12 protein-coding genes and 1 pseudogene are annotated in these 10,964 nt (G+C 46.1%); 4 read left to right on the forward strand and 9 right to left on the reverse strand.

What is annotated here, in order from left to right; genetic code table 11:
* The 6 genes from bioD to Q0438_RS07795 all read right to left on the reverse strand — a co-directional run.
* Positions 1 to 367: ATP-dependent dethiobiotin synthetase BioD (bioD, locus tag Q0438_RS07770; protein WP_299189918.1), on the reverse strand; the 367-nt coding region annotated here is incomplete at its 3' end.
* 185 nt (positions 368 to 552) lie between these two features.
* Positions 553 to 1,065: a pyridoxamine 5'-phosphate oxidase family protein gene (locus Q0438_RS07775; RefSeq protein WP_299189919.1), complete on the reverse strand. Its 513-nt coding sequence runs from the start codon at positions 1,063 to 1,065 to the stop codon at positions 553 to 555.
* Positions 1,066 to 2,226, reverse strand: a complete 1,161-nt coding sequence (ftsZ, locus tag Q0438_RS07780; RefSeq protein WP_297989947.1) for a cell division protein FtsZ — start codon at positions 2,224 to 2,226, stop codon at positions 1,066 to 1,068.
* Between the two features lie 22 nt (positions 2,227 to 2,248).
* Entirely contained in the window at positions 2,249 to 3,619 is a 1,371-nt protein-coding gene (gene ftsA, locus Q0438_RS07785; protein WP_299189920.1) for a cell division protein FtsA, read from the reverse strand.
* Positions 3,612 to 5,069 (reverse strand): peptidylprolyl isomerase, encoded by a 1,458-nt coding sequence (locus Q0438_RS07790; RefSeq protein ID WP_299189921.1) that lies wholly within the window; start codon positions 5,067 to 5,069, stop codon positions 3,612 to 3,614. Before Q0438_RS07790 ends, ftsA begins: the two co-directional genes overlap by 8 nt.
* 129 nt (positions 5,070 to 5,198) lie before the next feature.
* The gene (locus Q0438_RS07795) at positions 5,199 to 5,765 is read right to left on the reverse strand and encodes a class II aldolase and adducin N-terminal domain-containing protein (RefSeq protein WP_299189922.1); all 567 of its coding nucleotides are present in this window, start codon (positions 5,763 to 5,765) and stop codon (positions 5,199 to 5,201) included.
* Positions 5,766 to 5,829: 64 nt separating this feature from the next.
* On the opposite strand from Q0438_RS07795, the gene rsmH reads away from it, so the two are divergent.
* From rsmH to Q0438_RS07810, 3 genes are all read left to right on the forward strand, one after another.
* Complete coding sequence (rsmH, locus tag Q0438_RS07800; protein ID WP_299189924.1) at positions 5,830 to 6,765, forward strand: 16S rRNA (cytosine(1402)-N(4))-methyltransferase RsmH; 936 nt, start codon at positions 5,830 to 5,832, stop codon at positions 6,763 to 6,765.
* Positions 6,766 to 6,906: 141 nt separating this feature from the next.
* Positions 6,907 to 7,248 (forward strand): hypothetical protein, encoded by a 342-nt coding sequence (locus tag Q0438_RS07805; protein WP_299189926.1) that lies wholly within the window; start codon positions 6,907 to 6,909, stop codon positions 7,246 to 7,248.
* Positions 7,238 to 8,308: a DNA recombination protein RmuC gene (locus Q0438_RS07810; protein WP_299189927.1), complete on the forward strand. Its 1,071-nt coding sequence runs from the start codon at positions 7,238 to 7,240 to the stop codon at positions 8,306 to 8,308. The genes Q0438_RS07805 and Q0438_RS07810 overlap by 11 nt, the downstream gene beginning before the upstream one ends.
* Before the next feature lie 716 nt (positions 8,309 to 9,024).
* On the opposite strand, the gene Q0438_RS07815 is transcribed toward Q0438_RS07810, so the two are convergent.
* The 3 genes from Q0438_RS07815 to Q0438_RS07825 all read right to left on the reverse strand — a co-directional run bounded on the left by Q0438_RS07815 (position 9,025) and on the right by Q0438_RS07825 (position 10,608).
* Positions 9,025 to 9,168 carry a hypothetical protein gene (locus tag Q0438_RS07815; RefSeq protein ID WP_299189928.1) on the reverse strand — a complete coding sequence of 48 codons (144 nt, stop codon included), beginning with the start codon at positions 9,166 to 9,168 and terminating at the stop codon, positions 9,025 to 9,027.
* 234 nt (positions 9,169 to 9,402) lie between these two features.
* Positions 9,403 to 9,708, reverse strand: a complete 306-nt coding sequence (locus Q0438_RS07820; protein WP_299189929.1) for a helix-turn-helix transcriptional regulator — start codon at positions 9,706 to 9,708, stop codon at positions 9,403 to 9,405.
* A gap of 12 nt (positions 9,709 to 9,720) precedes the next feature.
* Positions 9,721 to 10,608 carry a DnaJ C-terminal domain-containing protein gene (locus Q0438_RS07825; protein WP_299189930.1) on the reverse strand — a complete coding sequence of 296 codons (888 nt, stop codon included), beginning with the start codon at positions 10,606 to 10,608 and terminating at the stop codon, positions 9,721 to 9,723.
* A 168-nt stretch (positions 10,609 to 10,776) separates the two neighbouring features.
* Between Q0438_RS07825 and Q0438_RS07830 the strand changes: the two are divergent.
* Positions 10,777 to 10,964 (forward strand): annotated as a pseudogene (locus Q0438_RS07830) (serine protease); the annotation flags it as partial.

Consider the following 10,964-nt stretch of genomic DNA (forward strand, 5'->3'; position numbering starts at 1 on the left):
GCGAGTTTAGCGGCACGAAAATACCGCCTGCGCCTTCGATCAGCGTGATTTCGCACTGCGCCGAATGAGCGTCGATAAATTTTAAAATTTCATCCGTCTTGATCTCTCGGCGCTCCAAACTCGCGCTGTAGTGCGGCGAAGCGGGAAATTTAAACGCATAAATCGGCGCAATGTCGCTATCTGCGCTTACTTTAGCATATTCGCTCACATCCGGCGCGACAAGCCTGCCGCCGCTAATCTCGCATCCCGTCTGCACGGGCTTTAGCGCGATTGCGGTGCGACCGCTTTGCAAAAACGCCCGCAGAAGCGAAGTCGTAACGAATGTCTTTCCTACCTCCGTATTCACGGCGGTTACAAAAAATTTCAATCTCGCTCCTTTAAAGCCCATCATAACTGAAATCAAATAGCGGCGTTGAAAAGAGGTATCGCACTAAACCCAAGCGAATGTCAATCGCAAGTAAAGTAGGGCGGTCGACAAAAAGGACAAAAACATATAAAAGAAGAGATTCCCGCAAAGTAAGGCATGGCGCAGGAAGCGCAAATTTGGACGCATTATAAAATTTTAGCCTTTGCGGTTACGGATTTTATTTTGAGTTCATAAATTTTCGTGCGCTTTAATGATGCTCTGGAGGCAAACTCCACGCGCGACATGTAGTTTGGGGTGTATTTTTCGCATAGTATCCGCAGGGCGTAAATTTTACGCTCGTCATCTTCTACTTCGCTTGCTTCGCAAACGGCGATTGCGCTGCGGTACTCCGTCGTATAAACTTTCGATCCTAGAGCTTCCGCGTCATCCGCGATAGATCGATATTCTTCATCGCTTGGGGTAGGAACGCGGTTGTAGCTAACAAAAACAGCCGTTACCGCGCGTCCGTTTTGAAAGAGTTGCGCCTTTGTGCCGGCAGGCGCGCCGTGGATGTAAATGGCGTCTGCATCGCGTACGGGCGAGATAGGCACGCTAAAAATTTCGCCGCTCTCGTCTATGCAGCTAAGCGTAGCGTATTCGCTCTCGTCGATGATTTTTAACGCCTCATCTTCGCTTAGCTGCCTATCTCGTCTGCGCATTTAGTCCATCTGGTTGCGTAGGAATGCGGGCTCGTCGAGCTCGTCGTAGGTTTCGTCCCCGTTAAAATCGCCGCTACTTACCTTTTGCCTAGAAAAGATAGAATTTCGACCCATGCTCTCTAAAAGCGCCTTTCTGCGATCCGCTACGTTATCGCTGGCGACCTGCTTTTTTTCCTCGATGCTCCTTTCAAAGCCGGTGGCTATGAGAGTAACTTCGACGCGGTTGTTTTCCATCTTAGGATCTGTGGTGGTGCCCCAAGTAACGTCGGCATCCTTATCTACGGTATCTTCGATGATATTCATCGCAGATTCGATCTCAAGCAAGGAGCAATCAGGCGACATCTTGAAATGTACTAACACGCCCATAGCGCCGTGGATGGAGGTATTATCCAAAAGCGGAGATTGGATCGCACTTTTTAGCGCTTCTTCCGCCGCGCCGTCGCCCTCGCTAACGCCAATACCCATCAATGCCAAACCGCGGTGAGTCATTACCTTTTTAACGTCGGCATAATCGACGTTGATATCGCTATCACCGGATTCTAAGATCACGGAGATCATGCCGTTTACGGCTTGGAATAGGACATTATCTACGATCTTAAAGGCGTCTTTTAGACCGGTTTTTTTATCGATGATCTTCAATAAATTTTGATTTGGGATAACGATTATGGAATCGCACTCTTTTTTAAGCTCTTCAAGACCCTCCTGCGCTAGTCGCATGCGCTTCTTGCCCTCAAAACCGAAAGGGGTGGTAACGACGCCGATAGTTAGCGCTTTTTTCTCTTTCGCAGCTTTAGCGACTATAGGCGCAGCACCGGTACCGGTACCGCCGCCTAGGCCGGAGCCAACGAAAACGATGTCGGAATAGTCCAAGCGGTCTTTGAGATCGTCGTAGTTCTCCTCCGCAGCCATCTTAGCAAGTGCCGGATCCATACCGCAGCCAAGGCCTTTGGTGGTGCTTTCGCCGAGTAAAATTCTAGTATTTGCGATCGATTTTTCTAAAGCCTGCGCATCGGTGTTAGCCACCATTAGTTCGACGTCTGTTTTAGTAAAACCCTCGCGAATCATATGATTGATCATATTGCATCCGCCGCCGCCGACGCCGATCACCTTCATCTTAGCACCGTAGATGCCCTTTCTTTCTTCCATACTGTATCCTTTCACGAGTATCTCCTTAGCTTAAATTTTAAAACCAATTTTTCATAGACGACCAAATTTTATTGAAAAAATTTGTTCCGTCTTTTTTTGGAAGTTGGATATTCAGATCGTCTTTTTTGGCTGCCGCACCGCCGTCAGCTCTTGAGCCGTCCTTTTCTATCGCCTTGCTAACCTCTTTTTCGTAATAGTCGTTTATATTTCTCTTTGGATTTTTATTTATTATCTCATCTTTATAGCGAAGCTTGCCGTTAGAGTCCATCTCGTAAGGGGTAAATTCACCAAATCCATACATGCAAAGTCCCAATGCGCAAGAATTCCCGATATCTTCGGCGATCTCATGTAGACCGCTTACGGTCTTGGCTCTTGCGATCCTAACGGATGTGTTATCAAAAACTATCGCCGCCAAATCACGCACGTCGTCTAGCTTCGCCATACCGCCGGTGATGACGATACCTGCGCCTATACGATCTTTATAGCCGCTTCTTTCGATCTTATCGGCTATCATATCAAAGGTCTCTTTAACGCGAGCAAGTATTACTTGCGAAATGATCTCAAGGCTTATGATGTGGTTTTCCGACTCGCTATCGCCTAAGACCGGTAGCTCGACCTCGCTATTTCCTTGATTGATCAAGTCATTGTAGGTTATCTTTATATTTTCCGCATACGGAAGCGGCGTGTGTAGCGCTCGGGATAGATCGTTAGTAACGTTATTGGAGCCAAACATCACCACGTCGTTATAACGCAAAGAATTTCCCAGATGTATGACTATATCGCATGTAGCGCCGCCCATATCGATCAGTGCGACGCCGAGCTCCTTTTCGTCTTTACTGAGAGTAGCGATGGATGATGCGTAGCCCGAAAGGACGATATTATCGACCTTTACGCCTGCCATCTCAACTGATTTTTTCAAATTTTTAATTGAGCTTTCAGGGGCGATAACGATATGTGTAGATACCTCTAGGCGAGTTCCGCTCATACCGAGCGGATCTTCGATATGCTCCTGCTCATCAACTCTGAAATCATACGGGAGCACATGCAAAATTACGCTGTCGCTAGGCACGTTAGCCTGTGCTTCGGCAACCTGCATAGCGCGCTTTATTTCATCCAGCCCTATCTCGTTTTCCATAGTTATAACGCCGCGAGATTTAACACTTTTGGCGTATGAACCAGAGATCGATATGATAGCTTTATCATAGCTTCTGCCGGCGCCTTTTACGGCTGCTTTTACCGCCTGTTTTATCGAGCCCGCAGCTTGCTCTATGTTTGTGATAACGCCCTTTTTGATACCCAAGGTATCGGACTGACCGACGCCCAATACGGCAAAAATACCGTCGTTTTTAGCGATTATGGCGCGGATCTTGGTCGAGCCTATATCTAGACCTAAAATATACTCACTCACTGTCTTTACCTTTAAAATATCTTTCGGTTTTATAGCGCTTTTCTAACATTTTGGTTAGATCGCCTTGTAGATTGGAATTTAATAGAGCGGTTATTCTATCGGCGACGATCACTTTTTCTTTATCTATCTCTTCGCTGCTGCCTAGGCTCTGCTGCGAAATTTTATACGCTATGGCTTTGTCATCAAACACCACTATCCCTTCTTTGGCGGGCTTACCAAACATATCGATAAGAAATTTATAAAATTCGTCATCGCTTAGCTTGGTATTGTTTTTGCTGTTAAGAGACAGCGTGCCAAAGTCGGTCCCTTTGAAATCTCCAAGCGCGTCTTGCGCTCTTTTTTCAAGCAGCTCTTTGCGTTTTTTCGCTTCAAATTCTTTGGAAACCAAAGGCTTAGCCTCATCAAAGCTCATCTGTCTAGGTTGCTCAACGCCGTTGAGCTTGGCTATTAAAAATCCGCCCTTATATTCAAAAGGTTTTACCACTTCGCCGGACTTTGCGATCTCTATATCGGCAATCGGGAAATTTTCCGCCGTAGCTACGATGGTTTCGTTGGTATCGATCTTGCCCTTTTTGATATCCAGATAATCTTTTGTGGCAATTTTTTTAGCCTGATCCATTCGGTAGTCTTTTAAAACATCCGGCTTAGCTTCTGCGAAATCCAATAATTTATCATCCAGACTTCTGTACTCGCCTCTATGCTCTTCGTAAAATTTACTGAGCTCGGTTTCGTTTACGTCCGCATTGCTAGGCGCTACGAAATAGGCTCCTAAATTATATTTTTTCTCCGTCATAAAGCGCGATTTCTCGCCTTCCCAGAATTTTTTCAGTTCGTCGTCGCTAAAGGTAACGTTAGCGTCTGCGTAGATGATCTCGGCCGATACTTTATCTTGCATCAGCTGCGATGCGGCAAACGCCTCTATGATCTTGGAATTTGGCGTGATCATTAAAGCCTTGCCGAGCTTTTGTAGAGTTAGCGTTTTTTGTAAATTGCGCTCAAATTCCTTTTTGGTTAGTCCGGAATTTTTTACTACGTTGTCGTAAAGTTCTTTGCTAAATGCGCCGTTTTCTTGAAAATTCGGCGAGCTTACCACAAACTCCGCAACATCCTTTTCGCTAGCCTGGATGCCCAAATCTTTGGCAAAATTTAGAAAATACGCCTCGCCGATTAGCTGATCTACCGCGATCTGATCCAGATGCATATTTTTGGCTTGCTCCTGTGTAAATTGCCCGTCGCTCATAGCGCTTAACTGATTGTATAGTTCGGAGTATTTTGTGTTTAATTCTTGATTTGTTATAGAAATTTGCCCAACTCTGGCGATCGAACCTGCACGATTGGCATTCATATCGTAAGCTCCCCAGCCTACGAAACCGGCACCCACAAAGGCTATGGTGCTTACCCAGATCGTTGGTATAAGCGACTTTTTATGCTTTTGCATCCAATCTATCATTGAAATCCTTAAAATAGCTAACTTAAAGAAATTTTTATGTTAGTAATTATACAGATAAAACCTTATGTAATGCTGAAAAATAGGCATTTTCACACAATTATAACGCGTTAGTAATCAATTTGATATATATTAATTCTTGCTTAACAAAAGTAGCTTCGAGCTATTCTCTAGTATCGATATCTTTTTTGCCAGCTGCTGCGCGCTCCTTGCGTAAGCGAAAACACCGTATCCGCGGATCACCATTACGTCGCTATTTTCGTTCATCATATAGTTACAAATTTCATACGGCGCGCGCTCATGCCAATCGTCGTAATTTTTCGGATCGTAAATTTCAACCCTTTTAAATTTGGTCGCTCCGAAATAATCGCGCGGCAAAATAAAATCATGCTCCAGCGTGTATGCGATGAGATGCGGAGGCATCGCGTAGGTTACGAATTTCGCCTCTTTGATATTTTTGTAGATATTTACGTGGATATCGCTATCGATGCTAGCGTCCTGCCAGCGGTAATCCTTCTTCGAAAACAGAGTTATAAAATCATCCTTGCCGAGACTATCGAAAATCGCGTCTTTTTTGTTGATCAAAAACTGATTTTCCTTGATTTTAACCGAAATCGAGCCGTGAAAGATCCCTAAAAATCGCTCTCTAAACATCGAAAGCGAAATTTTGCGCAAAATTTCATAATAATACTCGTCCATCTCTCGCCTTTGTAAAAAATTTCGCTATTATATAGGATTAGAAATTTCAAAAGGATAAATTCAGGTGCAAGCTCCACATATTCCCGTTCTTTTTTCGCAGACGATCGCAGCATTTTCGCAGCTTGAGAGCGGCTACGTTTTAGACTGCACGCTAGGCTACGGAGGGCACAGCGAGGGCATTTTGATCGCTAATCCACGCCTTAAACTCATCGCCTGCGATAGAGACGCCGAAGCGATAGAATTTTCGCGCGAGCGGCTTAGTAAATTTAATGACCGCGTAGAGATTCATAAGGCTAAATTTAGCGAAATTTTAAAAATTTTGCCCGAGCAAAAACTCCGCGCAGTTCGCGGAATCCTAGCCGATATCGGCGTTTCGTCGCTTCAGTTGGATAAAAACTCTCGCGGCTTTTCCACTAAAAGCGACGCGCTGGATATGCGAATGGATGCGGGCGCGGCGCTGGATGCGGAGTATGTCGTAAACCGCTACTCGCAAGCTGAACTCGCGCGCATTTTTCGCGAATACGCCGAGCTAACAAACGCTAACGCAATTGCCGCCAAAATAGCCGCTGCGCGGGCTAACGCACCGCTAACAAGCGCTAAAGCTTTAGCAAATTTGATCGGAACAAAGCCTGTTAAAGGGCGTAGTATCAGCCTCGCCGCGCTAGCGTTTCAGGCGATCCGCATTGAGGTAAATAACGAGCTTGGCGAGCTAAAAAGCCTGCTTGATCTTATCGAGCAAAAATCGCGCGATTTAATCTTAACTAATGCAAATGTCGCTATAATCTCATTTCATTCGCTTGAAGATCGCATCGTAAAGATGCGCTTTAAGCAGTGGGAGCGCGGCTGTATCTGTCCAAGCGGGGTGATGCGTTGCGAATGCGGCGGAGATCACTCCTTGGGAAAAATTTTAACCAAAAGTCCGCTAACCGCGGATGCGCAGGAGCTCGCGCAAAACTCGCGAGCCGCAAGCGCAAAGCTAAGAATTTTTTGGCTGAGATGATTTTAACGGCGTTTGTAAAATTTTGTGCATTAAATTTCATAAAATTTTCGGTAAGATTCTATGAAATTTGATATTTTTAAAAGATGAAGCGAGACGGAATTCCCATCTCGTAAGCGTTTAAATTTATGGAGAAATTTTAAGATGGATAGATACGAATACCTGGCTCAAACTAGCGTTCCTTCGGGCTTTGCGCAGGATCAAAACGAGCTTTTGCGCAACTACGACGCCGGAAATCAAAAAGAGAAAAATCTTACTTTTTATCAGCTGCTGGTCGTGTATCTGCTGGTGGGATTTGCGTTTTTGCTGACGGTGCCCGCGATCTACATCCGCAACGAAATTTATTACATCAGTCGCGATATCGCCGAGCTTCGCACCAAGCATGAGGTTTTGCTCGAAGAAAATCGCGCCCTAAACAACGATATGGAATTTCTGCGCTACAAAAATGAAATTTTAGATCCTCAAAGCGTGCAAGATGGGCGCTGAGGCGATTTTTTTCGCTGTGTTTGCCGTATTTGCGGCTCTGGTGATCATTTTGCTGGCAGTGCTGTTTTTTCAGACTCGCCGCGCAAGCGATGCAAACGCCGCACTTGCCGCACTTTTGCAAGAGCGACTGAGCGCACAGGATGCAAAATCAAGCGCCGAGTTTTTTAAGCTGAGCCAGGATCTGAAGGACGGCTTTACCGATAAATTTTATTATTTCAATAAGGCTTTAAGCGAGGGATTGCAGCGCCAAAACAGCGCGCTTAGCTCAAATTTAAACTCGCTTCAGCAGGGCTTTAGCGGCGTAGCGCAAAACCTCGCGCGGATGGGCGAGCAAAATAAAGCTTCGCTTCAGGTGCGAGATGAAATTTCGCGATTAAATGCGATCTTGGGCAACGTAAAGCTGCGCGGAAATTTCGGCGAGTACCAGCTGGAGCGGATCCTAACTATGCTTTATGGACAAAACTCCGCATTTTACGAGCTACAAAAGCACCTACCAAACGGCAAGATCGCAGATTGCGCGCTTCACATCGGATCAGATAGGATTCTTTGCATTGATTCGAAATTTCCGCTTAGTAGCTATGAAAGGATCGTAGCTGCCTCTGCCATAAAGGACGCCGCCGCGCTTGCAAGCGCACAAAAGGAGCTCGCAAGCGATATGAAAAAACACATCGCGGACATCGCCGCAAAATACATCGCTCCGCCGCAAACCACGGACTTTGCGGTGCTTTTTCTGCCTAGCGAGGCGGTTTTCGTTTATGCGTGTGAGAAGCTGCCGCAGGTGCTGGAGCTTAGCGCGCAAAGCGGCGTGTTTATGGCCTCTCCGACGACGCTGTTGGCGCTTTTGGGCACGATCCGCGCGTTTTTAAAAGATGAGGCGCTCGCTGCGAACATCAAGTCGGTAAAAGATGAAATTTACGCGCTTAGCAAGGAGTTTGAGACGCACGCCAAACACGCGGCTTTGCTGCAAAGCTACGCGGCGAAATTTAACGAGCAGGCGGAAATTTTAAATAAAAACGCAAGGTCGCTAAAGACCCGCTTCGACAAGCTTAGCGAAATTTAGCGCTCTTCTTTTTGATCTTTTAAATTTTAGGTCTTTGAGCTTTAAATTTAGCCTAAATTTAAGGATTCTAACTTAGATTCTCGGTGCAGATTCGGTTTGCGCCGTGACCTAGTTTTTTAAATTTAAACGGCGCGGTTTAAATTTAGATACGCGCGTAAAACGGATTAAACGAGCGGGCTTAAATTTAAGCGGCGCGGCTCGAGCCCGTCGCGTAGTCGATTATAAAAAAGCGCAAAAATTCCTAGGCGCCGCCTGCAATGAGGATGAGCCGCGAGCCTGCGTAAATTTGGACGCGATCTGCTTTTTAACCTCACTGCGGCGTATTGGCTTGCGGCTTTGGGTTCTAAGCTCGGTGTAGCATACGAGCTCGCGACACTTAAAATTTAAAGATCAGTATGACGCATAAGTTTGCAATGCTTTGAAATTTCAAAACCTAACGCGGTACGGATGTATGGGTACAGCGTTTTAATTCGGGAGCCGACTGCGGCGTAAAATTTTATAATCGAGCGCGGCGGTATGCGCGATTGTAAAATTTAGCATGGATTTAAACCGACCTCCGAGCGCGGAATTTTAATCGGAGCTGTGAGGATAAAATTTAAATTGCAAAGGTGCAGAATTCAAATCATACCCGCAGGTATGGAATTTAAATTAAGGCGGCGAGTATAAATTTAAATTTGAAATTTAGAAACGCGGTGCGGTTTGACTGAAATTTTACCTTAAAGCATCTCGCCGTAGGCTCTTAAAATTTCGGCGTGAGACGCAGACGATAGATCGGAATTTCGGCGCGCGGCGCGGATGGATAAGAATTTTAGCGCGTGGTACGGCAGATCGGAATTTTGTATCACGGCTTTAAATTTCACTGCCCGTAATTATCGCCGTAAATTTCTCTGCGTGTAAATTTGCTAAAATTTACTCGGTATGACTTTTTAAGAAAGATTGCGCGTGCAGATATTTACTTTTCTCAACTTTAAAATTTCGCCTTTCGCAGTAAAATTTCGGCTCACTCAAAGGCGCAGTTCTCAATTCTGCGCGCTCGTAAATTCGCTCAAAATACCTTAAATTTATCGCCTACAAATCTGCAATCACGATGTGTTTCACTCCCCGCTAAGCTCTAAAATCTTAGTCCGCAGCGCTTCGATCTCGCGCTCGTATTCGGCGATCTTTTCTTGCAGGCGAAAGATCACGTCCACGCCCGCGAGATTGACGCCGAGCTCCTTGGTGAGATTTAAAATCGTGCGTATGCGGTCCATATCGTGCGCCGAGTACAGGCGCATCTTGCCCTCGGTGCGCCCCGGCGTCACGAGCCCTTCGCGTTCGTATTGCCGCAGCGTCTGCGGATGGATATCCAAAACCTTCGCCACTATCGATATGAGATAGACCGGCTCGTCGTAATCATGCATTTTGGTGCCTCCTTATAGCTTTTGCAGTACGTCTTTGACGTCCTCGCCCAGCGAATCGACATCGGGCAGGATGACGTTTACCACCGCATATAGATCGCCTAAAATTTTACTCTTGCGGTTCTGTACACCGTAGCCTTTTAGGCGGTATTTCTGGCCGTTTTTAGTGTTTTTGGCGATCTTTATCGTAGCGCTTTTGCCGGGCGTCGAAATTTCTACCTTTCCGCCGAACAGCGCCGTTTTTAAAGGAACGTCGATTTTTTTGAAAAGATCGTCGCCTTGCCGCGTATACTCGGCGCTTGGCGTGATTTTTATCTCCAAGATCAGATCTCCGCTTTGTGCGCCTGATTTTTGCCCCTTGCCTCTGATGCGCAGCTTTTCTCCGGCGTTGATGCCCGCGGGCACTTTAAATTTAACCGTCTCGCCGCCTACGCGCACGCTCATCTCGCCGCCTTGTATAGCGGTCTCAAAGGGAATTTCGATTGAGCTGTGCGTATCTAGGCTCTGCGCTCCGCCAAAACCGCTAAATCCCTCGCCGCCGCCGAAGGTGCTAAAGCTAAACCCGCCGCGTGAGCCCGCGCTTTTTGCGCCGCCGAAGCCGCCGAAAATGCTATTTATGATGTCGTTTAGATCGCCCATATCCGCAGAGCCCTGCGCGAAATCGTGGAAATTCTGTCCGCCGAACATCGCGTCGCCGTGGCGGTCGTACTGCGCGCGCTTTTTCTCGTCGCTTAAAATTTCATACGCGGCGTTGATCTCTTTAAATTTATCCTCCGCGCCCGCTTCTTTATTGATGTCGGGGTGATACTTGCGAGCCAGTCTGCGGTAGGCCTTTTTGATCTCGTCCGCGCTTGCGGATTTATCCACGCCTAAGGTTTCGTATAAACTGCTTGTGCTTGCCATTTTGATCCTCGAAATTTTAAAATTTATGCGGATTATATCATAAAACTTTAGTGAGTGTCAATCAAGTTTGCTAAATTCCATTTATAAATTTTAATTTTGCGTTAAGAATATATTAGCGGACAAAATTTATAATTCCGCCAAAATTTTATTATCACAAAGGATATAAAAATGAAAAAATCGATTATCCTATCGATAGCTTTGGCAGGTGCGCTTTTTGGCGCCAGCATCGACATTAAAGAAGCCCCAAATAGTTACGATCGCGTGAATCCGAGCTTTGATAAAGATGTCGTGCTCTCATATCACAGCTCTGTTGCGGAGGTGAAAAAATCCGTCGTAAATATCGCTACGAAAACCAA

This window comes from uncultured Campylobacter sp. (genome assembly GCF_938030785.1).
Taxonomy (GTDB): Bacteria; Campylobacterota; Campylobacteria; order Campylobacterales; family Campylobacteraceae; genus Campylobacter_B.